The organism is Gemmatimonadota bacterium (assembly GCA_040388535.1).
Lineage (GTDB): Bacteria > Gemmatimonadota > Gemmatimonadetes > Gemmatimonadales > GWC2-71-9 > Palsa-1233.
On sequence record JAZKBR010000002.1, the window covers coordinates 1,285,801 to 1,312,176 of the forward strand.

Annotated in this window: 24 protein-coding genes; 14 read left to right on the top strand and 10 right to left on the bottom strand. The window is 67.0% G+C overall.

Annotation, left to right across the window (positions count from 1 at the left end; genetic code table 11):
- Positions 1-113 precede the first annotated feature (113 nt).
- From V4558_09305 to V4558_09315, 3 genes are read left to right on the top strand one after another with little or no spacing between them, the layout of a single operon-like run.
- Positions 114-1,172, top strand: a complete 1,059-nt coding sequence (locus V4558_09305) for an efflux RND transporter periplasmic adaptor subunit (protein MES2305694.1) — start codon at positions 114-116, stop codon at positions 1,170-1,172.
- Complete coding sequence (locus V4558_09310) at positions 1,169-2,158, top strand: ATP-binding cassette domain-containing protein (GenBank protein ID MES2305695.1); 990 nt, start codon at positions 1,169-1,171, stop codon at positions 2,156-2,158. Before V4558_09305 ends, V4558_09310 begins: the two co-directional genes overlap by 4 nt.
- An 8-nt stretch (positions 2,159-2,166) precedes the next feature.
- Complete coding sequence (locus V4558_09315; protein MES2305696.1) at positions 2,167-3,282, top strand: ABC transporter permease; 1,116 nt, start codon at positions 2,167-2,169, stop codon at positions 3,280-3,282.
- 146 nt (positions 3,283-3,428) lie between these two features.
- Here the strand turns inward: V4558_09315 and V4558_09320 are convergent, their stop codons facing one another.
- Entirely contained in the window at positions 3,429-4,859 is a 1,431-nt protein-coding gene (locus tag V4558_09320) for a hypothetical protein (protein MES2305697.1), read from the bottom strand.
- 162 nt (positions 4,860-5,021) lie between these two features.
- On the opposite strand from V4558_09320, the gene V4558_09325 reads away from it, so the two are divergent.
- Entirely contained in the window at positions 5,022-6,122 is a 1,101-nt protein-coding gene (locus V4558_09325) for a histidine kinase (protein MES2305698.1), read from the top strand.
- A complete protein-coding gene (locus tag V4558_09330; protein ID MES2305699.1) occupies positions 6,119-6,895 on the top strand; it encodes a LytTR family DNA-binding domain-containing protein in 777 nt (258 codons plus the stop codon). Before V4558_09325 ends, V4558_09330 begins: the two co-directional genes overlap by 4 nt.
- A gap of 6 nt (positions 6,896-6,901) precedes the next feature.
- Here the strand turns inward: V4558_09330 and V4558_09335 are convergent, their stop codons facing one another.
- Genes V4558_09335 through V4558_09345 form a run of 3 tightly spaced genes read right to left on the bottom strand, consistent with a single transcriptional unit; the run spans position 6,902 to position 8,684 of the window.
- Positions 6,902-7,591, bottom strand: coding sequence for a DUF4397 domain-containing protein (locus V4558_09335; protein MES2305700.1), 690 nt, complete (start codon positions 7,589-7,591; stop codon positions 6,902-6,904).
- A 19-nt stretch (positions 7,592-7,610) separates the two neighbouring features.
- Complete coding sequence (locus tag V4558_09340) at positions 7,611-7,997, bottom strand: hypothetical protein (GenBank protein MES2305701.1); 387 nt, start codon at positions 7,995-7,997, stop codon at positions 7,611-7,613.
- Positions 7,998-8,000: 3 nt separating this feature from the next.
- Positions 8,001-8,684: a DUF4397 domain-containing protein gene (locus V4558_09345; protein MES2305702.1), complete on the bottom strand. Its 684-nt coding sequence runs from the start codon at positions 8,682-8,684 to the stop codon at positions 8,001-8,003.
- Between the two features lie 157 nt (positions 8,685-8,841).
- On the opposite strand from V4558_09345, the gene V4558_09350 reads away from it, so the two are divergent.
- From V4558_09350 to V4558_09370, 5 genes are all read left to right on the top strand, one after another.
- Positions 8,842-9,375 carry an RNA polymerase sigma factor gene (locus V4558_09350; GenBank protein ID MES2305703.1) on the top strand — a complete coding sequence of 178 codons (534 nt, stop codon included), beginning with the start codon at positions 8,842-8,844 and terminating at the stop codon, positions 9,373-9,375.
- The gene (locus tag V4558_09355) at positions 9,375-9,830 is read left to right on the top strand and encodes an isoamylase early set domain-containing protein (GenBank protein MES2305704.1); all 456 of its coding nucleotides are present in this window, start codon (positions 9,375-9,377) and stop codon (positions 9,828-9,830) included. Before V4558_09350 ends, V4558_09355 begins: the two co-directional genes overlap by 1 nt.
- Before the next feature lie 15 nt (positions 9,831-9,845).
- Complete coding sequence (locus tag V4558_09360) at positions 9,846-10,367, top strand: hypothetical protein (GenBank protein ID MES2305705.1); 522 nt, start codon at positions 9,846-9,848, stop codon at positions 10,365-10,367.
- Complete coding sequence (locus V4558_09365; GenBank protein MES2305706.1) at positions 10,367-11,539, top strand: hypothetical protein; 1,173 nt, start codon at positions 10,367-10,369, stop codon at positions 11,537-11,539. Before V4558_09360 ends, V4558_09365 begins: the two co-directional genes overlap by 1 nt.
- A gap of 102 nt (positions 11,540-11,641) precedes the next feature.
- The gene (locus V4558_09370) at positions 11,642-12,541 is read left to right on the top strand and encodes a hypothetical protein (protein MES2305707.1); all 900 of its coding nucleotides are present in this window, start codon (positions 11,642-11,644) and stop codon (positions 12,539-12,541) included.
- Between the two features lie 7 nt (positions 12,542-12,548).
- Here the strand turns inward: V4558_09370 and V4558_09375 are convergent, their stop codons facing one another.
- The 4 genes from V4558_09375 to V4558_09390 form a co-directional block, all read right to left on the bottom strand.
- Complete coding sequence (locus V4558_09375; protein ID MES2305708.1) at positions 12,549-15,221, bottom strand: ABC transporter permease; 2,673 nt, start codon at positions 15,219-15,221, stop codon at positions 12,549-12,551.
- A gap of 30 nt (positions 15,222-15,251) precedes the next feature.
- Positions 15,252-15,587, bottom strand: coding sequence for a PadR family transcriptional regulator (locus V4558_09380; GenBank protein MES2305709.1), 336 nt, complete (start codon positions 15,585-15,587; stop codon positions 15,252-15,254).
- Between the two features lie 79 nt (positions 15,588-15,666).
- A complete protein-coding gene (locus V4558_09385) occupies positions 15,667-16,368 on the bottom strand; it encodes a response regulator transcription factor (GenBank protein MES2305710.1) in 702 nt (233 codons plus the stop codon).
- Positions 16,365-17,972, bottom strand: a complete 1,608-nt coding sequence (locus V4558_09390; GenBank protein MES2305711.1) for a HAMP domain-containing sensor histidine kinase — start codon at positions 17,970-17,972, stop codon at positions 16,365-16,367. The genes V4558_09385 and V4558_09390 overlap by 4 nt, the downstream gene beginning before the upstream one ends.
- A 187-nt stretch (positions 17,973-18,159) precedes the next feature.
- On the opposite strand from V4558_09390, the gene V4558_09395 reads away from it, so the two are divergent.
- Together V4558_09395 and V4558_09400 are read left to right on the top strand one after the other, a co-directional pair.
- Positions 18,160-19,782 carry an amidohydrolase family protein gene (locus V4558_09395; protein MES2305712.1) on the top strand — a complete coding sequence of 541 codons (1,623 nt, stop codon included), beginning with the start codon at positions 18,160-18,162 and terminating at the stop codon, positions 19,780-19,782.
- Positions 19,783-19,784: 2 nt separating this feature from the next.
- The gene (locus V4558_09400; GenBank protein MES2305713.1) at positions 19,785-20,258 is read left to right on the top strand and encodes a cupin domain-containing protein; all 474 of its coding nucleotides are present in this window, start codon (positions 19,785-19,787) and stop codon (positions 20,256-20,258) included.
- A gap of 63 nt (positions 20,259-20,321) precedes the next feature.
- Here V4558_09400 and V4558_09405 read toward each other — a convergent pair whose 3' ends face one another.
- A complete protein-coding gene (locus V4558_09405; protein ID MES2305714.1) occupies positions 20,322-22,031 on the bottom strand; it encodes a DUF2911 domain-containing protein in 1,710 nt (569 codons plus the stop codon).
- Complete coding sequence (locus V4558_09410; GenBank protein ID MES2305715.1) at positions 22,031-23,089, bottom strand: hypothetical protein; 1,059 nt, start codon at positions 23,087-23,089, stop codon at positions 22,031-22,033. The genes V4558_09405 and V4558_09410 overlap by 1 nt, the downstream gene beginning before the upstream one ends.
- Positions 23,090-23,272: 183 nt before the next feature.
- Here V4558_09410 and V4558_09415 point away from each other — a divergent pair, with 183 nt between their 5' ends.
- Positions 23,273-23,608, top strand: coding sequence for a PadR family transcriptional regulator (locus V4558_09415; GenBank protein ID MES2305716.1), 336 nt, complete (start codon positions 23,273-23,275; stop codon positions 23,606-23,608).
- Positions 23,609-23,615: 7 nt separating this feature from the next.
- On the top strand, positions 23,616-26,369 hold the full coding sequence (locus V4558_09420) for an ABC transporter permease (protein MES2305717.1): 2,754 nt from the start codon (positions 23,616-23,618) through the stop codon (positions 26,367-26,369).
- The last annotated feature ends 7 nt before the right edge of the window (positions 26,370-26,376 follow it).

The window sequence follows — 26,376 nt, forward strand, 5'->3', positions numbered from 1 at the left end:
CTTTGGTCGCGCGACACGCTGGCGACTCGGCAATCCGTTGGCGGCTCCGGTATCTTCCTTGCAGGCGCCTGCGGGTGCGCGATCCCCCCATATCCCGGGTTCAGAGGTTTGTCGTGAAGCCACGCCAACGGCTCTTGCTATACGCCGGTGCCGGTCTCCTGCTTGTGATTGTGGTGGTCTCCTGGTGGCGCTCTCGCGACCAGCCGCTGGTACTGAGCGGCATCGTCACCACCGGCGATGTGGTCGTCTCGCCGCAAGTTGGCGGACAGGTGGGAAAGCTGCTCGTGACCGAGGGCGATGCCGTCACCAAGGGGCAGCTTCTCGCGGTGATCACCCCCGCTGAACTTGCCGCCGATCAGGCCTACTACGCCCATAGCGCCGAAGGGACCAAGGGCGACGTCCGGCAAAGCGCGGCAGCATTGCGATTCGAGGAACGGCAGGCCTCCGAACGAGTCAAGGAAGCGCAGGCAAACCTCGCGGCTGCGATCGCGCGGCAGAGCGAGGCGCTCGCCACCCGCGACGAATCGAAGCGGAACTACGACCGGGTCGTGGTGCTCGCGAAGGACGGCGTCACCACTGGCCAGGAGGTCGATGCCGCGAAGACCTCCTTCGCCGTGGCGCAGGCGCGCTACGACGCCGCCCAGAAGCAGGTCGAAGCCCAGCGCGCCACGCTCGCCCTGGCGCAGAGCAATACCGACCAGGTCGCGATGCAGCGTGAGGCTCTCGGCGCCGCGAAGCAGCGTCAGGCCGGCGCCGCCGCGCAGGCTACCAAGGCGAACGTGCGGCTGGCCTACACCGAGCTTCACGCTCCGGTGGCCGGGATCGTCGACGTCCGCGCCGTACGTCAGGGCGAGTTCGTCAATGCGGGCCAGCCGGTCGTCACCATCATCAATCCGGACGATCTCTGGGTTCGCGCCGATATCGAGGAGACCTACGTCGAGCGCGTCCGGATCGGCGATACCCTCACCGTGCGACTCCCGTCGGGGCAGGAGCGGAAGGGTGTGGTCTTCTATCGCGGTGCCGATGCTGCGTTCGCGACGGCGCGAGACGTGAGCCGGACCAAGCGCGACGTGCGCACGTTCGAGATCCGCCTGCGGGTGGACAACACCGACCGCCGCCTCGCTGTCGGGATGACGGCGCAGGTGCTCTTCGCGCCCGGCGGCACGAAGTGAGTGCGGTAGTTGTCCAGCACATCTCCAAGCGATTCGGCTCGTTCACCGCGGTCGACGACCTCTCGTTCACGGTCGAGGATGGCGAGATCTTCGGGCTGCTCGGCCCCAACGGGGCAGGGAAGTCGACGCTGATCCGGATGCTCACGACGCTGGTGGAGCCCACCAGTGGCACCGCCCTTGTCGCCGGACATGACATCCTCACCGACGCGGACGGCGTGCGTCGTTCGATTGGCGTGATCCCCCAGGCGATGACCAGCGACCTCGAACTCTCGCCGATAGAGAACCTGCTCTTCTTCGCGAAGCTCTACGGTGTGCCGAGTGAACTGCGTCGCAAGCGCGCCGGCGAACTGCTCGAGGAAGTTGAACTGAGTGCCTGGGCCGACAAGCCGGTGCGGCAACTCTCCGGCGGAATGCGTCGCCGGGTCGAGATCGCCCGCGGCCTGATGCACGAACCGAAGATCTTCTTTCTCGATGAACCAACCACCGGACTCGACCCGGTCTCGCGCGCGGCAGTCTGGGCGATGCTGAAGCGTCTCAAGAGCGAGCGCGACCTGACTGTGCTGCTCACGACTCACTACATGGACGAAGCCGACAAGCTCTGCGACCGGATCGCCATCGTCGATCACGGCGTGCTGCGCGCGCTCGATGCGCCGATGACACTCAAGGCCGCCATCGGCGGCGCCACCACGCTCGAAGTCGCCTTCACCTCCCCGCCCGAAGGGTGGGCCGCGCGGCTCGCGGCGCTGCCCGGCATCGAAGCCGTCACCGGCGAGGGGCCGACCTATCGCCTGACGTCGCATGGCGGACCGGCGACCACCGCTGCGCTGATCGCGCTCGCCGCCGAGGCCGATGTGCCGCTCGAGTCGCTGGCGGTCCAGACGACTTCGCTGGATGACGTGTTCATGCACTTCTCCGGCCGGCAGCTGCGTGATGCGCTGCAGGCCCCGTCGCCAGCCGATCGCAGCATCATGCTGCGGCCGCGGTAGCGGACGCAATGCAGCGCGCCCTCGCCCTCGTCGAACGCGAACTGCGCCGCTTCCGGCGGAGCCCGGCCCTGATCGTGATGGCACTGGTGACGCCGCTGATCCAGCTCATCGTGCTGGGCTATGCGTTCGGTGGTCAGGTGAAGCACCTGACCGTCGGGGTAGTCGACCAGGATGGTGGCATGCCGGCGGTTCGACTCCGCGAGCTCGCGGGCGCCGTCGACGCCAATGCGCGCACCTTCACGACGAAGCACTACGCCGACATGGGCCAGGCGCTTGATGCGCTGCGCAACGGCCATCTCAACGGCGTGCTGGCGATCCCGCCCGACTTCTCGCGGCGCAAGTTCAGCGAGCGCAATCCGCGCGTCGCCCTGATCGAGGACAACACCGACAACTTCGTGGCCGCGACGCTCGCGGCGAGCATCAACGGCGTGGTGGCCGCGTCGAATGCGGAGCCCGAGAGTTCACGACGGATGCGCTCGGAGACCGTACTCGACCAGGTCGAGCTCTATCCGTATGTCCCTTACATCCAGTACCTGCTCTCGGGTTCGATCGTCCTGTCGATCTACATGATGGTGATGATCGGCGGCGGCATCATCTTCGTCGACGACAAGGCGCGCGGTCTGCACGAGGGGTATCTCGTGACCCCGATCACCCGGCTCGAGCTGATCCTCGGCTTCAATATTTCTGGTGCGATCAAGGCGGTGCTCGCCGGGGTCGTGCTCATGGCGGTGGGGCTGGTGATTGCCGGCGTGCCCAATCCGTTCGAACCGCTCCGGCTGATGCGCGTCTTCGTGGTGATCGTGTTCACGGCGATCGCGCTGGTCTCGCTGATGTTTCTCCTGGTGGTGCGCGTCAACGATCCGCTGCTTCCACGCGCCACCTTCGGCGTGCTCAACACCCTGCTCTATTTTCCCAGCGGCGCCGTCTATCCGCAGCAGGCCTTCCCCTGGTGGATGCGCGCCTTTGCGAAGATCGATCCCTTCACCTACGCGGTACACGCCCTCAAATCGCTGCTGCTCAAGAACACCGGCTTCGGTGCGATCAGCGGGGATCTGATGTATCTCGCGCTCTTCACCGTGGTGGCGATGACGGCGGCGACGCTCCTCTTCCGCAGGACGCTGTAACGCTCGATGGGCGATGGAGTACAGCCAGGGCTGTCGCCCTGAACGAAGTGAGGGGGCAAGGCATCGCGACGGTTCCATCCGCCGCCCCCTCGCTACGCTCAGGGTGACAATCCATCACCCACGGCCCATCGCCCATCGCCGATCGCCTACTTCACCGCCGTCCGCACCGCGCGCAGACTGCCCATCCATTCGACCGGCATTCCCTTGGCGCGCAACCGGGCCAGAAGGGCATCGACGTCTGGTTGGAACTGCGGCGTACCGGCAACCGCCAGGTAGAGCCAGTGATGGGTCGGAGCGTAGACGGCGAGAGTGCCGGGCAAATCGGGGAGTTCGATCGGCTCGAGCCATAGCGAATCGGTGCCGACCTTGACCCAGCGAGCGGTGGCAACCTGTGTGGCACTCGTTTGGCGAGGCCCGAGGATGTTTGCGGCGATCGAGGCCGCACCGGGGGCGATAAACAGCGGGACGTGCTTCTCCGCCAGCCAGGCGATACCGCCATTGGTGGTTTGGCGGAGAGTAACCACCCCTGCCCCGATCGGGGTGCCCGGCGTCGTGCGGGCCAGCCACTCACTGGCCATACGCGCGCTTCCGCCGGCCTGGCCGGTTTCGACCAGCACCCATTTCCCACCGATTTTCACCCCGGCAGACACGCCGCTGAATGGTGGAAAGGCCGCGAAATTGTCGGACACAATCCTGGCGGAGTCGAACGGCACGTCCCACATCGGCTTGGTCTGGGTGGCGAAATATTCCTTGGACAGCGAGTCTGAAATCGCAAAGGAATCCGCAGCGAGTGGGGGGTTGATGACTGCGGCCAGTACGGTCATCCGCTTGTAAGGTCGGCCGACGCGACGGACGTCGCGTTGACGTGGAATCAGCACGCCCGGCTGCAGTTGCGCCCATCCCGAATACCAGAATTCCACTTCCATCCGGGGCCAGAGGGCGAGACCGTAGTCGTTGGTCTCGTCAGCCGTGAAACGGACCAGCGAGGGCAGGCCATCGGTCCGGCGAAGGAAGAAGGTCGCAGGATAGCCGTCGAGCGTCGCGGTGACCCTCGCGTGGGCTACCCCGTCGATGCTTGTGTCGGGAAGCACCCGCAACCCGCCAGCATCCCGGGCCAGGAGTAGCATCCGCTCGGGTGCGAAGGCGAAGAGCTCGCGTCGTTCATCCACGTACGCGATGCTCAGCGGGCGAAACGCCGTGGTGGGGTTGGCTGCATTGGCGAGCCAGTAGGCCGCAACCGAGTCCTTGACGATGACCACCCGGGTCGGGTTGGTGTTACCGCGAAACCCAAGCGTCGTGCGCCGATACGAGTTGGTCGCATAGTCGCGCAGCTCGACGTTGGATTCGTACGACGGCAGGTCCGCATAGGGATGTGTACCGAAGGCGGTGCGCTGCCACTGCGTCATGACTTCCATCCGGAGGCCTTTGACACTTCGAAGGGCGACCTCACCCCCCATTCGCGCAACGGCGCGGTCAACGATCGCCACGGCACGGGGGTCGTTGGATGGCTGCTGGCCCGAGAGCGCCCCAGCGAATGTTGTGACCAGGATCGTAGCGGCCACGATATTACGCGTCATGCTCACCTCGGTAACGTGTAGGACGAAGTTTTCAGTTCGCAACGACGAGAGAGTCGCTGCCCGGGTGTCACCCCCGTGCGTGGGCGGGGGTGAATCGCGTTGCGGCGGGGCGAGTCGCGGCGCAGCGCCCCGTCCTCATGGGCGTGCGCACTACCTTTCGGGATGATGCCCTCTCGTGTCGCCCGGTCGCCGAGGATGTCCAGTCGGCGTCTCGCCAGCGTCCTGCTGGTTACCTCGTTCGGTACCCTCGCCCTGGTCTCATCGATGCAGGGGTACCTCGCGCGGAAATCGGAGGGGCAGGGCACCGGCATCCTGGCCGCGCTGGCGATGGGATTGGCAAGCTGGGCTGTCTGGTTGCTGGTGGCCCCCGGGATTGTGGTGTGGGGCCGGATCTTCGATTTCCGCCGCGGTCGCCGCCTCGTTTCGGCCGCGCTGCACCTGCTGGGGATGGGAGCGTCGTTTGTCCTGACCGGCATTCCGTCGATCTGGCTTGGCTACATGCTCTTCGCACCGGACAAGTATCCGGGTGTGCTGCTGGCGCTGAGCGGCCTTGCGACGAGCAGTCGGCTCACGCTGACGATCTTCATCTACGCCACCATCATCGGTCTCGACCGCGCGGTGCACGTCTGGCAGGCGCTGCAGGAACGCGAACTTCAGGCGACTCGTCTCGAAGCGCAGGCGACCCGCGCCCGCCTCGAGGCCCTCGGCGCGCGGCTGCAGCCGCACTTCCTGTTCAACACGCTCCACTCGGTGAGCGCACTGGTGGACAGTGACCCGGCCCGTGCCCGTACCATGCTGGCGCAGCTCGGTGACCTGCTGCGGGATGTGCTGCATGATTCGTCCAATGGTGAAATCACTCTGGCCGCCGAGATCGCCCTGCTGCGCCGGTATCTCGATATCGAGCAGACGCGATTCGCCGATCGTGTCCAGATCGACGTCGCCATAGCCCCTGACACGACCGCTCTGCTGGTCCCGCGATTCCTGCTCCAGCCGCTCACCGAGAACGCACTTCGTCACGGGCTCGCGCCGCGCGCGGCCGGAGGCACACTGCGAATCGAGGCGAGACGAGAAGGGACGCGGCTGCGTCTGCGGGTCTGGAACAACGGACTGGCGCTTTCGCCCTCAGCGACCGATGGCGTGGGATTGTCGACGACGCGCCAGCGCCTCAGCACGCGCTACGGCACGGAAGCCAGCCTGCGACTCAACGCTGCCGATGGGGGCGTCGAGGCCGTCATCGACCTGCCCGCGACGAGCGCCACATGACCACGAATCTGCGCGTCGTGGTCGCCGATGACGAGCCGCTGATTCTGGCGGACCTGGTCCGCCTGCTCGCCGCCGAGCCTGGGGTGACCGTGGTGGGTCAGGCGCGGCACGGCCTCGAAGCCCTTGACCTGGTGCAGGCGCTCTCGCCCGATGCACTCTTTCTCGATATCCAGATGCCGGAGCTCGACGGCCTTGGCGTCGTGGCCGAACTTGACCCGCAGCTGACACCGGCCGTCGTCTTCGTGACCGCCTTCGATCAGTATGCCGTCGAGGCCTTCGATGCAGCTGCGGTCGATTACCTCCTCAAGCCGTTCGACCCGCCGCGACTTCGTCGCGCGATCGAGCGAGTGCGTGCCCGGATGCCCGGCGACCGTGGTGACGACGTGCAGCGTGCGATCGCCGCGCTGGTGGCACGCAATGGCGACCGGTCGACGTCGTGGCTCGACCGCATCGCCGCGCGCGGCGTCCGCCGGACCATTCTGCTCGACGTCGGTGACATCCAGTGGATCGAAGCGGCGGACAACTACGTCCGGCTGCACACGGTGGCGGGGACCCACCTCTCGCGACGCACGATGCGGGATCTGGAGCAGTCCCTTGATCCGGCACGCATCGCGCGCATCCATCGATCCACGATGGTGGCGATCGGTGCGGTGCGGGAGTTGCGCCCGCTCGGGGATGGCGATCAGGAGGTGGTGCTGAAGTCCGGCAAGCGCCTGGTGCTCACCCGGTCGTATCGCGAGGCGTTCGAGGCGCGATTCGGCGGGATTGCCTGAACTCCGCTATTTGTCGCGGAAGAGCCGGAACTCGAGCGCGCCATCGACCGAACGAACCAGCACGGCAAACCAGATATGTCCGCCTGCGAGATGCTTCCCGCCTTCCGCGAGGACCTCGTCGGTCGCGCGCGAGGTAGCCGTGGCGAGATGAAAACCGGGAGCATCCATGGCGTAGCCGGCGAAGCGTCCATCGGTGCCGAAGCCTTCGTCGAACTGGTCGCTGACCAGGGCCGACCCATCGCGGGGTGTACCGTTGATCCGGAGCCAGCCGCGTAGCGCACCGCTGTCGTCCGCCGCGTGTATCGTGCGCACCTTGATGGCGGTGGGGGCTGGCAGTGATGCGGTGTCACGGAGCACGAGCATGCGCAGCACCATCGCGCCCGGGCGAACGATCATCAGCGATTCGCTCGTGCCGGAAGGCGCTGCAAAGTCGGTGGTAGCGAGCACCGCTCCCGCGCCGTTGCGCAATTCGAGATGATGCGGCCCTGCAGAGACGCTCAGGCTGAGCTTCCCGCCGCTCGCCGGCAGAGTGAGACGCACCCCATCCAGCTTGACCAGCGGGATGTCGCCATCTGCCAGGGCGTTGAAGAGGGAGAGCTCGGCCATCCCCGGCCCATTCGCGCCGGTAGCATCGGTGCACCCCGCGAGGGCGAAGGCGAGGGCGACTCCGACACGGCGGGCCAGGTGAGCAATCATCGGCTCTTACAGGATCTTGCTAGAAGTTCACCACGGTCGAGCGCAGATTTCGCACTTGATGCTCTGCCCCGGCGGCCGGCGCCAGCTCCCAGTAATAGACCAGTGCCTGCCGTGCATCCGTGGTGTAGCCATCGATCGATGTGTAGGGTACCGACGTCGCGCCGTGCGCCGGGACGGAGGGGCAGGTGGCGGGACGCGTGCAGGCCGCCCAGGTGAAGAGGCCGTCCGTGCCCCAGACCTTTTCAAAGGCCTGATAGTAGAGTGGAGTGTCGGTGCTGTTCGTCAGGGTCAGCCCCCCAGACGTCACCGCCGCGTTGAGTGGGTGCTCCACCACCGGCCCGACGGGAGAGCCGTTGCTGCAGCCGACGAGGCCGACCAGCATGAGGAAGGCGAGCCGGTGGTGCATCGGTCAGTTCTCCCGGACCATCTTGAATTCGAGCGCGCCTGCGGCCGTGCGCGCGAGCACCGCACTCCAGACCTGGCCCGCCGACAACTGCACGGTGCCTTCAACCAGCATTTCTCCCGTGGCGAGCGAGGTCCCGGAGACGAGATAGCTGCCCGGCCCCCTGACGGCGTAGCCCGGGAACTCAGGATTGGTGCCGGCACCTCGGATGAACGGCGTCACAAAACCGGCGGAACTGTCCATTGGGGCTCCGACCAGCCGGAGCCAGGCCTTCATCGGTTCAACGCCATCGACCGCGTGAATGACCCGGACCTTCGCCGCACCGACCGGTGGCAGCGACGCAGTATCGGTCGTCATCAGCAGGGCGATGGCACCGGGTCCGGAGCGGGCGATCACGGTGGACCGGCGCGCGCCGTCGGCGACCGTGAAGTCGAGAGCGGCCACCAGGTTGCCAGCGGCACCGCGCGCCTCGATTCGGTGAGTCCCGGCCGGTATCGCCCGGCTGCTTCTGGCGCCGCTCGCGGGCAGCGACAGGGTCGCACCATCGAGGGAGAGCGTCGTGCTCTCGTCGGCGCCGAGAGCGTTGAGCAGCGCGAACTGGGCCTCGCCGCCCACCGGGGCGAGGACGGATTCGGCACAGCCGGCGAGCAGGGTCGCGGCAACCAGGAGCGAAAAGAGTGGGCGTTTCATGGGGCGACCGGGTAGATGGTATATCTGAACAAAGCACGAAGGCCTGGCAGATTGCTACCGGGAGACCCGGCGCGTCGGGTGAGGGTCACCTCATGCTCGTGGCCCCCAACGTTCCTGTGACATGTGACATTCCTCGCGCAGCAGAGGTCCCGTGGATGTGACGTCAACGGATGCAACGCTCCTGGAACGGGTGGGCGCCGGTGACGATCAGGCGCTCGCCGAATTGCTGGCGCGATTTGCTCCACCGTTGATGCGGTACGCGACCCATTATCTCGGGTCCGCCGACGATGCCGACGAGGTGCTGCAGGAGGTTTTCCTCCGGGCGAACCGAGCCATTCGCAAGGGCGTGCGCCCCGACCGGATCAGCGGCTGGCTCTTCCGGATCACCGTCAATCGCTGTCGCTCGCACAGTCGGCGCTGGTGGCGCAACGTCGGGGGAGCGGAGGCCGATCAGCACCTTGGTCGTGCGGCGCACCCGCCTGAAGTCGAGACCTGGCTCTGGCGCGAAGAAATTGATCGCGCGCTCGCGAGCCTGACACCGCCGCTCCGCGAGGCCTTCCTGCTCAAGCATGTGGAAGGGTGGAGCTACGAAGAGATGATGGACGCCACAGGGGTCTCGCTGTCGGCCCTGAAGATGCGCGTCGCCCGTGCCTGTGAACAGTTGCGAGATCAATTGAAGGAGATCCGTTGATGGACGACGAACTCGCTCCCGACGACCCGCTGCACTCGCTGGTGACGAAGCTGCACCAGGAGGTTGCGGTCCGCGCGGGGTTGCCCCAGCGAATCGTGCGCCGCGAACGACGCCAGCACCGCATCCGGGTGGCCGGCTCGGTGCTTGTCATGGCTGTGGCGGTGCTCGCCCTTGAGCCCCGCCTCGACGGCAAGCAACAGGTGACCTTCGCGCTGCAGCGGCCCAGCTCGCACCACGTGGCGCTGGTGGGCGATTTCACCGACTGGCGGACCGACAAGCTGGCGCTGACCCCCACGCGGGACGGCGTCTGGGAGGTTACGCTTCGGTTGCGGCCTGGTCGGTACCGGTTTGCCTATGTCACGGATGGTGGCGAGTGGGTCTCCGACGCCAGCGCCGCTCCGGTGGTTGATGATTTCGGCCGACCCACCTCGGTGCTCACCGTGGTCAAGCAGTAGTTGCGAGGAATCCTGATGCGCGCACCCCTGCTCCTGATCTGTCTCCTTCCCGCCGCACTGGCGGCGCAGGATCCGCGGCTCTCCGCGCGATTCTCGCGGGAGTCGGCGCTGCGCATCACGGCCGTCATCGACAGCGCCGTGGCCGAGGGGCTGCCCAGCGAACCGCTGGTGCTGCGCGCGCTCGAAGGGTCGATCAAGGGAGCCAGCAACGATCGCATCCTGCTGGTACTCGGTCGGCTCCGTGCTTCCCTGCATAACGCCCGTGCCACCCTCGGTCCTGGCGTTGAAGCTGCCGATCTCACCGTGGCCGCCGCGGCACTCCAGGCCGGCGTGCCCGAATCCCGCGTTGCCGAGCTGCAGCGCTGGCGTAACGGCAAGCCACTCACGGCGCCGCTGGGGGCCTATCTCGATCTCGTGGCGCGCGGCGTCCCGGGTGAGCAGGCCTGGACGCAGATCAGCGGCCTGGCGCAGCGACGGGCCGCCGATCGTGAATACATCGGACTCGTCACCGGCCCGCGGCCGCCCGAGGACGACTGATGCGCCGCCATCTCCTCGCGCTGGTCGCTCTCCCGTTGCTGCCGATCGCCGCGCAGACGCCGATCGCACCCATCGCCCGGGCGCCTCGCCTCGACGGCCAGATTGCGCTCACCACGGCGACCGGTGTCACCCACCTTGATGGCCTCACCATTCGGGACGCCGCGTCGCTCGACGGTCGCGCGCGGCTCGCGTTGGGCTCGTTTCGCTTCGACGGTTCTGCGGCGACCGTGGCGCACGTCGGTATCGGCCGCGCGACCGTGGTCCGCACCGAACTCAACTACGGCGGCCGGGTCGGCGACTGGAGCGGTCATCTCGGGCCGCTGGTCCGCGGCGGTGGTGGCCTGGGCGAGCGGGCGACGTTGCTGCTGGGCGTCGGTGGCGACATGGTACGCTACTTCGGGCGCGGCAGCATCGGTGTCCGGGTCGAGGAGGGCGTCGCCCGCATTGCGAAGCAGCACTCGCAATGGGGCAAGCAGGGGGTGAGCGGAACCTTCCTGCTGGGCAACGTCGGACTCGGCTTCTCCTGGCAGCGCGCCACGGTGCGCGACAGCATGTTGCGCGACAATGTCTTCTTCACCGCCAACGATCCGGGTGCAGACACGCTCTTCAGGCGTCGCGTCCGCTCGCTCCGCGATGTCTCGCTCAGTGCGGCATGGGCCCACCGCGAGCTTCAGCTCACGGTCGAGGCAGGTCAGCGTGCGGGTGATGATGTGCGCACGCAGATCTGGTGGCGCGGCGGCGCAACGCTTGAGGTCGCGCCGATGATCGCGCTGGTGGCGAATATCTCGCGCACCCCGCCCGATCTCCTGCTGGGGCTGCGCGGCGGCCGCTCCACGATGCTCGGTCTGCGATTGAACCTTGCGGGCACGCGGCCACTGGTGCGTCACGCCCGCTCGATGGCTGTCGAAGCACATCGTGAATCGGTCCGCCGGGTGCGCTTCATCGTGACCCTCGATGCCCACGACCGCGCCGAACTGATTGGCGACGCAACGGGCTGGACGGCGATACCGCTCTCGCGCCGCGCGGATGGACGCTGGGAAGCGATGCTCAACGCCGCGCCCGGCGTGTCGCGCTTCAATGTCTCGCTCGATGGGGGCCCCTGGACGACACCCCTCGGCGTTCCGACCCTCTCGGACGAATTCGGCGGACGGGCATTCCTCGTCGACCTCTAGTTTCCGCGCCACAATTACAATCCGCTGACAACTGCTGCCTGCGCGCCCGCGTAGGGGGGTGCGATCTTCCTGCAATCGCAGCCACCACCTGGAGCCGACCACATGTCCATCCGCGTTCTGACCATCGTTCTGCTCACCTGCGCGACCCCGGTATTGCACGCGCAAGCGCCGCGGCCCAAGGGTGCGCTCGAGTTGCGCGCCGACTCGCTGCTGCGCGCCGGTGATGCCCGGGGGGCGCAGCAGATCTACCGGCAGCTCGTCGCGGAAGACAGCACCTTTCTGCGGGCGTGGAACGGCGTGGGCAATGCGGCCGCCGCACTCAATGATCTCCCCACGGCGGCCGCGGCGTTCGAGCACGCCGCGGCTGGCGGTCGCCTCACGTCGGCGATCTACAACGTGGGTGCGATGCACAGTCGGATGGGCCACCTCGACCTCGCATTCGCCTGGCTCGACAAGGCGGTTGTTGCCGGAGTGACCCAGCTCTCGCTGTACAACACCGATCCGGACCTCGCGGCGGTCCGCAAGGACCCGCGCTTCCCGGCCCTGCTGAAAAAGGCGTCGGTGGCGACCGAGCCGTGCATGAGTGATCCGGATTCCCGCCGATTCGACTTCTGGGTCGGAGAGTGGAACGTCACGCCGGCAGGCGCACCGACCTTCGCGGCAGGGACGAGTGTGGTGCAGCGCGTGAGTGGTGGCTGCGCCCTGCTCGAGAACTGGACGGCAAACAATGGTGCGCAAGGGAAGAGTCTCAACGCGTTCAACGCGGCGACGAAGCAGTGGCAGCAGTACTGGGTCGGGCAATCAGGTGGTGTCGTGGAATTCCGCGAGAGCCGCTGGGATGGCCCCACTCTGGTGTACAACACCATCGGTGGCATGCCGATGCAGCGGTTGAGCTTCACGCCGGTCGACAGCAACACGGTGCGCCAGTTCGGCGAGATCTCCACAGATAGCGGGAAGACGTGGCAGGTGGGCTACGACTTCTACTATCACCGGAAGCGGTAGGGCACCCTCAGTCTTCTCGCAGCGCGGCCACCGGATCGGTGCGCGCTGCACGCCACGCGGGGATCGCGCCCGCGCTTAGGGCGACCATCAGCACCAGGCCGATCGACACGGCAAGCGTCGCCGGGTTGGTCGGTGTGGTGCCATAGAGCATCGAAGCGAGGAAGTGAACGCCCAGCAGCGTCAGGCCGGTGCCGATCAGCAATCCGGCGCCGGCCAGGATCCCCGCCTCGCGGAGGATCATCTGCAGCACGGCGCCGGGCCGTGCGCCGAGGGCGAGCCGGATGCCGATTTCGCTGCGACGACGCGAGACGCCATACGCGATGCTGCCGTAGAGCCCGATCAGTGCCAGCAGCAGTGCCAGCCCACCGAAGAATCCCGACAACACGGCCAGTAATCGGGGACGCGCGATCGACGCCGAGATCTGTTGCGACATCGTCGCAAAGTCGAGCGAGATCGACGGGTACACATCAGCGATCGCCGCCGTGACTGCGGGCGTGATCGACGCCGGGTCTGCGGCGTGAATGGCGAGCTGCGTTTGCGCGCCGAAGAGCGGAACCTGACTCGACGGATAGTAGATCATCGGGGAGCCCGACTCATCGATCGAGCCGTATTTCGTGTCGCGCACGACACCGATGATTTCACTCGGCGCGCTGGGCTTGTCGCCGTTGTTCTCGCGGAAGGTGCGGCCGATCGGCGAGCGCCCGCCGAAGAACCGCTTGACGGCTGCCTCGTTGACGATCGAGACCCGATTGCCGCCCTTCACATCCGTGGGCCCGAAATCCCTGCCGGCCAGGATCGACGTGCCGTAGGTCGCGAAGAATCCGGGCGTCACGGCATTGAACCACGCCAGCGCGTCGTCTTCCTTCGCTGGCGTGTAGCCGTCGACGAGCACGAATCCGTTCCAGCCACTGTGACTCAACGGCGCAATTCGGGAGGCTGCGGCTCCTTGCACGCCTGGCGTGGCCCGGAGCCGTTCCAGGAGTCGCTGCTCAAGTGGCAGCAGCAGTGTGTCGGCGATCCCGGTCTTGCTGAGGTCGGCGCGAATGAGCAACAGGCCGTCGCTCCGGAAGCCGGGGTCGACGGCCACCAGGCGACGGAAGGTGTCGAGCAGGAGCCCACCGCCGGTGACGAGGACCAGCGCGAGCGCGATCTGTCCGACCACGAGTACCTGTCCGGTGCGCTGACCGGGTTCGCCACGCGCCATCGTGCGCCCGCCCGCCCGAAGGGCGTTCTGCGGCGACACTGTGCTGGCGCGCCAGGCCGGGGCGAGCCCGAAGGCAATGCCGTTGATCAAGGCGACAAGCGTGACGAAGCCGAGCAGTCGCCAGTCGATCGAGGTGTCGAGAAAGACGGTGTCGCCCGATTCGCTGAGCAGGCGCACCAGCAACCGGCTCGCCCATTGTGCGAAGAGGAGACCAAGGGCGGCACCAAGTGTCGAGAGCACCAGCCCCTCAGTGAGGAGCTGGCGAAAGAGCCTGCCACGACTCGCGCCGACCGCGAGGCGCACCGCGATTTCGCGCTGGCGTGCGGCCGCCCGGGCCATCAGCAGCTGGGCCACATTGGCGCAGGCAATGACGAGCACGATCGCGACGACCGCCATCAGCAGATAGAGCGTGGTGCCGTACTCCACCCGCACCGCAGAGAAGCCACCCGGCGACGGATAGACCGACAGAGTGCGCTGCAGATACGCCGCCTGCTGCTTCGCTCCCCAGTTGCCTGGCAGTGTTGCGGCGAACACCGCGGGGGCGAGGCGCTTCAAGTCCGCGCTGGCACTCGCGGCGTCCTGCCCAGGCTTGAGCCGACCCATGACCGTCAGAAACCACTGGCTGCGATTGGTGAAGAACGCGGGACTCCCCTCGACGATTGCGTTGGTGCACAGCGGAGCATAGACATCGGTTGCGCGGCCGATCGTGATCCCCGGGAAAGTGCGGGGGAGGACACCGACCACTTGAAACGGCTGATTGTGCAGGTGAATCGTGGTCCCGACCACGTCTGCACTGCCGCCAAGCTCCCGCTGCCAGAAGCCCTCCGACACCACCGCGATGCCGGGACAACCACGCACATCGTCGGCCGGCTGCAACAGACGACCCACCAGGGGCCGCAGGCCGAGTACCGTGAAGAACCCGCCGCTTACGAAGTTCGCAGGCCGCCGTCGTGCCGGCCCGCCGGTCGCGAGGTCGAGATCCGCTTCGGAAAAGGCGAACGTTCCGGCGAGCGTGGGCAGCGCGCGGAGTTCCTCCCAGATCGGATTGGTGAACGCGTCGTGCCCCTTACCCGTGGAAATCTCCACCAGTTCACCCGGGCGCTCGACCGCCAGCGGCCGCAGGACAACGGCATCAATGAGGGAGAAGATGGCGGTGTTCGCGCCGATCCCCAGGGCGATAGAGAGGATCGCAATTGCAGCGGCGAGCGAGTTGCCGCGAATGGCGCGCAGGGCGTACCGGATATCGCCGGCCACGGTATCGAGCCAGCCGACCACATCGACATCGCGGGTCCGTTCCTTCTGGCGCAGAACACCGCCGAGTTGCCGTCGCGCTTCCTGCGCCGCCTGTGGCGGCGACATCCCGCCTTCCACGAGCGCATCGGTCCGTTCGTCGAGATGGAACTGCAGCTCGCGGTCGAGATCGCGCGAGAGCGAGCCGGGGTGGATCAGGTTCCAGAAGCGACGGGGCCAGCTCATCGGGGGCTCACGGAAGAGGGACGGGGGTGCTCAGGCGTAGCGGAGAACGCGACGGACTCCGTCAGTGAGCCGGGACCAGCTCTCCTGCTCCAGTTCGAGCTGGCGTCGACCGGCAGCCGTGAGGGTGTAGAAGCGCGCCTCGCGGTTCTTCTCGGTCAGGCCCCATTCGGCCTTGACCCAGCCATCCTGCGCCATCCGGTGCAGTGCCGGGTACAGCGATCCCTCCTCGACGCGGAGCAGATCGGCCGAGGCCTGGATGATGTGCGCCGTGATGGCGTAGCCGTGGAGCCGACCGCGGGAGGCCAGGGTCCGGAGGACGAGCAGGGCGAGCGTACCCTGGAGGATGTCGTTGCGGGCGCGGGGCATAGGATACCTTTCTAGCTATACATATCTAGCTAGGTATAACCCTACTGCGCGGCCTTCGGGTGTCAAGGGTTGTGCGTGCTCAGCGCAGTCCGGCGGGGTAGAACGCGTAGCCCGCCTTGCGCACGGTCACGAAATGAAGCGGCCGGTCGGCGACGGGCTCCAGCTTCCGGCGCAGCTCGGCGATATGCACATCCACAGTGCGCGAGCTGATGCTCGCATCGTAGCGCCAGACGGCCTCGAGGAGCGACTGGCGGCTCAGCACGACTTCGGGATGAAGCAGGAACGCCATCAGCAGGTCGAACTCCATCGGCTTGAGCGCCACGATTTCCCCGCCGCGCCGGACGACCCGCGCACTGCGATCGACCACCACATCACCGAAGCTGAACTGTGTCGCGGCCGGCGCGAGCACAGGGACGACGCTGCGTCGCCGCAGCAGGACTTCGATGCGGGCGAGCAACTCCCGCACGCCGAACGGCTTGGTGACGAAATCATCGGCACCCATCCGGAAGCCCATCACCTTGTCGCGTTCCGTGCTGAGGGCCGAGAGGATCAGCACTGGCTGATCGCATCCCTCCGCGCGCATCCGGCGGAGCACGTCGTACCCTTTCATTTTCGGGAGGAGCAGGTCGAGGATCACCAGGTCGGGCTGCGTCGAGGTGATGCGCTGCAGGCCATCGTCGCCGCTCGTGGCGATTTCGATGTCATACCCCTCGGCGCGAAGATTCCTCCCGAGTGCGTCGGCGATGGTGAGGTTGTCCTCGACGATCAGGATCCGGGTCACGCTTCCCCCGGCGCAATCGGAAAGTCGACATACACCGAAGCACCGCCGGCGGGGCTGCTGGCGATCCCGGTCGTGCCTCGCCAGGTCGTCGCAAGTTGACGCGCAACGGCGAGTCCGATGCCACTGCCGAACAGTTCCCGTCCGCCCGATTGCCTTGCCCGGACGAATGGACGCCAGACTGCTTCTCGATCGGCGACGGCGATCCCGGCGCCCCGATCGTGCACGGCAAGCCGCACTGCGCCCTGCTCCCGCGAGAGGACGACCTCCACAGCCAACCCCGCGCCACCGTAGCGACAGGCATTGTCGAGGAAGTTGTTGAGGATCTGGCGCACCGCTTCGAGATCGACGGCGACAGGGTCGTCGGCTTCGATGCGCACGGTGACCGGACACTGGTACCCCGCAGCGATTCCCGAGAAATCCTCGACCACTCGGCGCACTTCGTCGCCCAGTCGCTGGGGTGTTGCACGCCCTGGCGTGATGCCGCCTGTCGTCGAGATATGGAGCACATTGCTGATCATTCGCAGCAATCGGTGCGCCTCGCGCACCACGATGTCGACTGCACCCGCGAGTTCGCGTGCGTCACCGTACCGACCGCGTTGAATCGACTCGCCGACGAGGAGGATCTCGGTCAGCGGTGTGCGCAATTCGTGACTCATCCCGGCGATGAGTGTGGCGCGAATTGCCGCCAGGTCCGCCGCGCGCTTCGCCGCACTCCAGGCGATGATCAGCGCGAGGGCCGCCAGGGATGCCAGCACCAGCATCAGCGTCAGGGGCGATCGTGCGACATCGGCGCCAAGCGCCCCGGCAACCATTTCCCGATTGAGGCCCACCGACACCGTCCAGCCGCCGAACATGATCGGGATCGTCGCGACACCGTGCAGGTCGGTTACGGAAGCCGCGGGAAAGTCGCCCAGAAGCGAGCCGTCCTGGGCCCGCACCTGCAGCGACATGACTGTCGAGTCGCTCGCCCGCAATCCAGCCGCTGCGAGGACGGCACCTCGCTCCGTGAACAGTTCCCTGAGGATCCGGTAGCGCACCACGGCGGTATCGACGGCAAAACCGGCGATGATCTGCTGTTGACCCGCGACCAGGGTGTAGAAGAGCACCACGCCGCCGGGGCCGAGGCGATTCGCGATCGCGAACTCCCAGCCGCCATTGCGCGCGCGGGCCCCGAGATCGGCACGGAGGACGGCGAGGTCGAGTGCCGGGGGTGGCGCGGCCGTGTCGGCCGCGACGACGCGGATAGTGCCGGCGTTGAGGTCGGCTCTGAAAGCGTAGCGGGGCTGCAGCACGTTGGCGCAATTACACGCCACCACCGCCGGAACGGCATCGAGGATTGCTTCCGGCGTCCCGGGCTTGCCGGGTACCGAGATCCGGGTCAGTCCCGCGCGACCAAAGATCGCCGTGGCGCTGATGTAGAGCTGCGCCTCAGCATCGGTCTCGATCCGAGCAGCGACTCGGGTGGCGAGCCCTGTCAGCAGCGAGTGGGCGGTCTGCTGTTGCAACCGGTGCGCCGTGAGCGAGAGGCGGGTGAGCACGGCAAGCCCGCCGAGGCCAACCAGCAACACGGCCAGGAGAGCGAAATGGGAAAGCCGGGTTCGCATGGGTCGAACGATAGCCTGAGCGCGCCCGACTCACGATCAGGGTTGTAAACGCGGTGTATGCAATGTCGCGGTTCGCTCGGGCGGCGGGGAGCGGCGCGCGTAGGATGAGGCCATGAGAACTCAGCCTCGAATTCCTGGTCATCCACGGCGATGGGGCCTGCTCGCCGGGCTCCTTGGTTGCGGCAGCTTGAGCGGCGCCGCCCCCCCGACAGAGGTCCCGTCGGCAGCGACGCTGGCGATCCGTGACGTCACCGTGATCCCGATGAACGGTGGGCCAAACCTGACACACCGCACGGTGCTGATCAGCGGCCAGCAGATCAGCAGCATCGTGGCGGCCGATGCCCCGATTCCTGATGGCGTCGGGATCATCGAAGGGGATGGACGTTTCCTCTTTCCCGGCTTGGTTGATGCGCACGTCCACCTGCGGCGAGCCGATGCGGCCCAGTATCTCGCCGACGGCGTGCTCACGGTGCGGAACATGTGGGGGCACTCCGGCATCCGGCCGCTGATCGCTGACATCGAGCGTGGCAACGTTGCGGGCCCCGCCGTGGTGTCCCTCTCGCCTGGCATCGATGGTTCGCCACCGCAGTGGCCCGAGACCGAATTGCTCAACACTCCGGCAGATGCCGAAGCGCTGGTCGCCCGGCTCGCCGGCGCGGGCTGGAAGACCCTGAAGGTGTATCAGAGTCTGAGCCTCGCGAGCTTCGACGCGGTGAGCGCCGCGGCCAAGCGGCACGGCGTCGAATTCGCCGGGCACGTCCCCACGGCGGTGCCGATCGAGCACGCCCTGACCTCCGGGATGCGAAGCATCGAGCACCTTTCCGGCTACGACCGGCGGCTCAGCGCGAGTCACAACGGCGGAACCTGGGGCTGGAGCGACGCGACCTTCACCGGAACTGACGCGTTGCTGCGCGAGACCGTGGCGCAGAACGTCTGGAATGTCCCGACGATGGCGATCTACCGGCATTTGGCCCAGCAACACCCGGCCGACATGCGCGCCCGGGTGATTGGCAACCGCCGGCGCTTCGTGCAGATGCTGTATCAGGCCGGGGCCCACCTTGCTGCCGGGACCGACGCCGGGATCGACGTGATTCCAGCGGCCGGAGCCCTCGAGGCGGAACTGGAGGAGTTTGCCGCGGCCGGTATCCCGCTTGAGGAGGTGCTTGCCATAGGCACCCGCCACGGCGGGGAACTGCTTCGCGAACCCGGCCTGGGCACCATCGTGGCGGGGGCGCCAGCGCGGCTCCTCCTGCTCGATGGCGACCCGACGCGCGACCTGGCCGTGCTCCGCCGTGCCGCCGTGATCGTGCGCGATGGCCGGATCCTCACCCGGTCGGAAGGATGCGCCGGGCCAATCAGCCCTTCGACCCAGGGAGGTTCATCGGTGCGCGCGCGTCCTCGTGTCACCTTCGTCGGAATTGCCGCGGCCGCGGTGACGTCGCTCGCCTGTGGCGCTTCAGCGCCAGCTGATGCGCCATCCGTCGCCGGCACCTACAACACAGCGGTCTCGGTCACTTCCAGCAGCGAGGGCTGCTCGCTGCCGGTGCAAAACAACCCCACAGTGGTGCAGACCAGCAATGGCAACAGCGTCGTGATGCTGACGCACGCGGGCACCACATATGGCGGCGAACTCAAGCCCGACCTCCGCTTCACGACGCAGCCCAAGACTGTGGTGGCAGGCGGGGTGAGCTATGCCATCTCCATCACGGGGAAATTCACGGGCAGCACGCTCGATGCCAGTGTGACGCTCGACTATGGCAGCGCACCGGCGTGTCACGTGGTGGTGCGCTGGCTTGGGGCCAGGGAATGACCATGAAGTCGCTGATCCGGATTCAAATCGTGGCAGCGCTCCTTGCTACGCCAAGACTTTCGGCACAGATCGCGTCGATGGGGGGTACCAGCCCGCTTCCCGAGGGGCCGACACCGAAGCTCCTATCGGACCTCCGCTGGTCGGCGGCTGGAGGCGGGCTCGAGATGGCCATGCTCGACGGGGATCCGACCGTCGACGGTCAGCCGTTCACGATGCTGCTCCGACTCGCGGACGGCGCCTGGATTCCGCCGCATACGCACAACATTGCCAAGCGACTCCTGGTCGTCAGCGGCACGCTGCTACTCGGCCACGGCGAGCGCCTGGATTCCTCGAGTGTGACACAGATGCCGGCAGGCAGTTTTGTAGTGATGCCCCCCGATCACGCGCACTACGAAGGCGGGCGGGGTGTGACCATTGTCGCGCTGTACGGTATCGGGCCGCTGCGGACCACCGTCGTGCGCCCGCCAACGCGATAGCTCCTCGCCTTGCGGGCGAACCGCCGGCGATGCTCGGCCGTTCCGCTCCGCGCAGCAGAATGTTCAGGGTACCAGCAACTGCAGTCGCCATTCGACATCATCCCAGGCGAGGATCAGCGTACCGCCGCCGGTGACGCCGCCGGGTTCGAGGCGGATCGTGAAAAGCTCGGTGAAGCTGCCCGGCGTGCGACGGACGGTGACCGGAACACGCATCACGTCGCGATCACGATGGTATTCGGTTCCCCACTGCCCTGTTTGTGAATTGAAGATCAGCTCGATACCGGTCGGGCCGACGTGAGTGTAGAGGGTGTACATCCCGACGGGCAGCGTCCGCCCGCCAATCCGGAGATCGCGATCAGTACGAAATTGCGTCGCTGCGTTGGCGCCGGTGCGCCAGAGCGTGTCACCGAGCACTCCCCTGGCGAAGACGTCGCGGCCTCGCCTGGCGGGGCGGCCATAGTCAATCCAAAGCTGCGCTCCGCCTATCTGTGCCCTGACGGTATCACGCGTGGAGATGAAGGTGCCGGTGGGGCCGGTGAGCGAATCGTGCCGGGCGAAGGAGGCATAGACCGCGTCAAGGTCGATTCTCGCGACGCGCTCCCCGACGTGCTTGATGGTCGACGCCGTCGCATCGAGCCCGAGGAGCCGGCTTTCCGCGTCGGTGCGGATCTTGATCGGCACCCCGAAGACGAGCGCCTCCGCCGAGTCACCGCCGCGGAATCGCACCGGGATCGAACCGATAGGGCCGCCGAGGGGCGCCACAACCGTCACCAGGCCCGAATCCCGCCCGCTTCGTCGCAACCACGAAAGCCACAGCTCGAAGAAGGCGTAGGAGTCCGGAAAGATGGGCATGCCGTTCACTGCGGCACGCCGACGGTGCACCACAGTATCGCGCAGGACATCGATGCTGAGCGAGTCGGCATCCCACTCGACGGAAAGCTTCCGAATGCCGCTCGGGGCGCTGGCCGTCGTGCTGCGCACCGGGGTGAGATCCATTCGGCGCGGCAGTCCGTCGGCGTTGACCGTCACCACGTAGTGCCATCGGGATGCGGCCGGCATCCGGCGGACGTAATCTCCTTCCATCCTGTCGGCGGTCCGGGTCCACTGCTCGACGCTGAGCGTGTCGACGCCCAGGCGGACGATCAGGGCACCACGCAGGGTGTCGGGACGAGCGATCGCTTCGAGGTGGAGCGTGTCGCTACGGTGCGCCAGTCGCCCGACGAGCGCGATCGGACCTGGTCGGGCGATGTATAGAACCGTGCTACCGTTGTCGGCGTAGGACACGACCTCGGTCGCGCCGCCGCTCCCGGAATGTTCCGACAGCGTGAGCTGACCGACCACGGCATTGCTGGAGTCGAGCGCGAGGGTCGCGATCCGGAGTGTGTCACCTACGAACAGCCGCCTCGGGTGCGCTGTCCATCCCAATGACTTGACTGGTGGCAGGACGCGGATCGAGTCCGTGGCCATCCGCCCACCAAGGCGTGCCCGAACCAGAAAACGACCGGGCTGTTTCGCATGCACGACCCCGCGAGGCGAGACGAAAATCCCGACGCCCACCGCGCTCCACATCGCTGCGCCGGCGCGAGGCAGGCGCTCGCAGACATCACCGTAACAGCGATATGGGTCCACTCGGAGCGGTAGCGCATCTCCCGCGGCAATCACCAGGGGATCGCCGCCGTGCAGGGGCACGATGGCGATGTGCTCGCTCACTTGCGCGGTGCGCTGCGCCGGGGTGGCGAGCGACAGGAGCACGGCGAGTGCCGAGAGTGGCATCAGAAGGCCGGCAACGGGTACCGTCGGATCTGCAACTCATCGTCGTCGTTTCGTTCGCCGATGTAGACCACACCCTTCCCGAAACCGACCACCTTACCGCTGGTGCGGAGCGTCACGCGACCGACGAGCCGGCCGGCGTCATCGAGGACGTCATATCGCGGCGTCGAGTCCGTGAAGGCGGTGTAGCGACGGAGCCAGATACGCGCATCGCTCGACGCGTAGACATCATCGTCGACGAAGGCGGGTTTGTTGGTCGGCCAGACGATACCATCCAGCCAGTTCGGAGGCGGAGCGCCCGGCGCGGTGCTGCCAGCCTTGCCGTTCCGGAACGACCTCGACTTCTGCGCGCTCTCGGCTGCGATGTAGGCTCGCTTCTCCTCGGCAGTCATCGGGATCGGCGTCCACGGTACCATGGCGCTCGCGATGCGAGTGCCATCATGCCAGCGCTCGAAGCGGTAGTGCGCGGCATCGAGCGTGACCACATCGCCCGAAGCGAGCACCACGCTGGCATCATACGGCGCCAGCGCGTGGCGCGGTCGGCCGGTTCGCGTCGACCAGTTGGCATTGCGAAGCATCAGGGTATCGTAGCCCGAGGCTGGGGGTGTCCAGCGCACGACGGTCATCGAATCGGGGGCCTTGCCATTGGCGAACTTGCCGAAGAGGTCGGCGTAGATCCGCCCGCTTGCGTCGACTGCAGCGAGGAGCAACGACGGCGGCACGGCGACCACGTCGGCGAGTGATCCGTCGGCATTGATGGGGAGGAGGCGTCGCTGCGCGAAGTCGGTGAGCCAGGCGCCGCCGCCCGGGCGCGGGAAGAGATGACTCACTGCGCGGAACTCGCGCGGCCCGGCGCCCTGATGACTCAGTGGCGTGACCTCGGAGCTGCGGGGATCGAGGCGCACCAGCCGATGTTCCGACTGATCGGCCACGAGGAGCCGACCGTCGGGCAGCTCGACCAGCCCCGTGATTTCGGTGAAGGACTCCTTCGGCGCGGCCGTGGGTCGATCGAGCCGGACGGTGGGCACCTGCTGGAAAAGCACCAGGGCAAGCAGGAACATCGGCAACTCCGGTCCCGAGAGGTGAGGGCGATGACCTCTGCAGGACGCGCAACTCGCCGGCTTCGTTGCAGCTGGAAGTGTCAGAACCCCGTCGGACGGTTCTGACAGGGGGCCGCTTGACCTGCCCGGGCGCAGCGCGGTATTGATTCCCCCTAGAATCTGGGTAGAGATCCTGGGGGGAGCATGGCCGCACCACTGTCGCTGATCAAGGGAACGCTCGATGTCCTCGTCCTCAAGTCGCTGTCGTGGGGGCCGCGGCACGGTTTTGAAGTGACCAGCTGGCTCGAGGAGCGCTCGACCGGTCACCTCGCCGTGGACGACGGCGCGCTCTATCAGGCGCTGCATCGGATGGAAGAGCGCGACCTGATCCGGGCCGAATGGGGTATCACCAGCAACAATCGCCGCGCCCGCTACTACTCGATGACGCCGGCTGGCCGCGCCCATCTGCGGGCGGAGTCGAGTGCCCTGGTCCGTTACGCCGAGACGCTGGTGGCGATTCTCGCCGCCCGCACTGCCTGAGCGCGATATGTCGCCCATGCTGCCCAACGGCGTCCGACGCCTCTTCCGGCTCTCGCTGCGACGCCCCGACCTCATTCACGAGGCGATGGACGAGGAGCTCCGCTTTCACATCGACGAACGCGTCGCCCAGCTCACGGCACGCGGCATGTCGCCCGCGGAGGCCCGCGCGGAAGCGGTTCGTCGCCTCGGACCTTCCCTCACCGAAGTCACCCGGCGCCTCCACAGTTCGGCGGAGCGCAAGGAACGGAGCCTGGCCATGCACGAACTGATCGAAGAGTTTCTCTCCGACTGTCGCTACGCACTCCGCGGACTCGCTCGCCGCCCTGCGTTCACCCTGTTGGCAGTGTCAACGCTGGCCATCGGGATCGGTGCCAACACGGCAATCTTTTCGGCCGTCAACGCGATGCTGCTCCGGTCGCTCCCGTTCCACGCCCCGAACGAACTGATGGATATCGTGCTCGTGGCGCCTGCCAACGAGGCCAGGGCCACCCCCGCCGACAATCCCTGGTCGTGGCCGAAGTTCGTATACTATCGCCAGCAGCAGCACTCCCATGCCGAACTCGCGCTCTACAGCGCGGGCAACTTCATTGTCGGGACCGCCACCTCGGAGCGTGTCCCGGGAGAGTTGATCTCGGCACGATATCTCGCGACACTCGGGATCGTCCCGGCGGTGGGTCAGGACTTGCCGACCAGCGAGGACATTGGGCCAGGCGCGCCATCCCTCGCGCTGATCAGCGACCAGCTCTGGCGTCGCCGATTCAATGCGGACCCGACCCTCATTGGCCAGACCATCAACATCGATGGCCAGCCGTTTACCGTGCAGGGCGTCCTGCCGACCGGCTTTCGTGGCCTCACTGGTCGCGCCGACGTGATGATCCCGATTGCGACCAGGAGCGCCGAGGATCTCGCGCAGAACTGGTCGCTCGAATTTTCGATGGTGGGCCGGTTGCGGCCGGGTGTTTCACCGGCCGCCGCGCGGAGTGAGGCGGAACTGCTGGGCCCGCGGATCTATGATGCCTCGCCGATGACCGAGTCGAATCTCGGCCCCGGCGCCAAGGGCGGCTGGGGCGCGAGCGCGCATCCGCTCGATGGTCTCCGCGTGTCGCCGGGGGTGCGGCAGTCGCTGCTGGTGCTCTTCGGTGCAGTCGGCTTCGTGCTGCTGATCGCCTGTGTCAACCTTGCCAACTTCCTGCTCGGACGGGCCACTGCCCGCCGCCGCGAGATCGGAATCCGCCTCGCCATCGGCGCGAGCCGCGCCCGGCTGGTACGCCTCCTGCTGGCCGAGTCGTTCGTGCTGGCACTGCTCGGCGGCGCGGCCTCATTGCTGGTGGCGTGGCTGGGAACGCGGTTGCTGCAGGCAGCAAATCCGCTCGAGACGTTGCGGGTGCAGGGGCTCAGCGGACTCGGGATTGTGGGTTTTGCCGATGTGGGGATCGACAGCCATGCGCTCCTCTTCACTCTGGTCACTACTCTCGTCGTCGCACTGGTATTCGGGCTGGCGCCAGCGTTGCAGTCGACGCGCCCGTCGCTCACGGAGTCACTCAAGGAGGGAACCTCACCGACACCGCAGCGCGGCTTCCGATTCGGCATCAGTCGGGGAACGCTGGTTGTTGTCGAAGTGGCGCTCGCGGTGGTGCTCCTCGCGGGGTCGGGACTGATGCTGCGCTCGCTGGGCAAGTTGCTCGCGATTGATCCCGGCTTCGATGCCGAACACGTGCTCACGATGCGGCTCGGGATGATCCCGGGGCAGATTCCGCGCGACTCGATGCCCGGCTTCTACGACCGACTCGTCGCACAACTGGCGGCGATTCCAGGGGTGACCAACGTCGGCCTCGCCGATTGTCCTCCGCTCAACGGCGGCTGCAACGGCACCATCATCACCTTTCCCGACCGGCCGGCGGTGAAGGGCGTCGAGGCGCCAGGGATCGGGGTGCATGTGGTCACCAAGGGGTGGTTTGGTGCATTGCGGGTCCCGCTGCTCCGCGGACGTCTCTTCACCGATGCTGATCATATCGGCACCGAGAAGGTCATCCTCGTTTCCGAGCTGGCCGCTCGCAAGCACTGGCCCGGGCAGGATCCGATCGGGAAGCGCGCCAACATCTATCAAGGTGGCTTTCACGACGGGGCCACCGTGATCGGTGTTGTGGGCGAGGTGCGATACAGCACGGTGGACTCCGTACCGGTGCCCGAGGTGTACATGCCTTACACGCAGGCGCCGCGGACGTCACTGATGATCTTCATCCGCGGGCGAGGAGATGCAGCGTCACTGGCACCCGCCGCGCGACGGGTGCTCGCGGATTTGGCGCCGGCGTATCCGGTCTATGACCTGCAGCCGATGTCGAGCCGGGTCGCCGCGGCAACCGGGCAATCGCGGTTCATCGCGACCCTGCTCGCCCTGTTCGCGATGGTGGCGTTGTCACTGGCGCTGATGGGGATCTACGGGGTGATGTCGTTCGCCGTGCAGCAACGGACGCGTGAGATCGGGATCCGGATGGCGCTGGGTGCCGAGCCCGGCGCCGTGTTGCGGCAGGTGATCAGCGAGGGTGCGACCCTCGCCGCCGTCGGCGCGCTGATCGGTGTTGGTGCGGCACTCCTGCTCACCCGAGTGATGCGGGCGCTGCTGTACGATGTTGAGTCATCGGATCCGCTGGTCTATCTGGCCATTGTCGTGGTCCTCGGCGCCGCCGCGCTGCTGGCGAGCTGGCTCCCCGCCCGCCGCGCCTCGCAAGTGGATCCGGTCGAGGCGCTGCGGTTGGGATGAGCGCAGC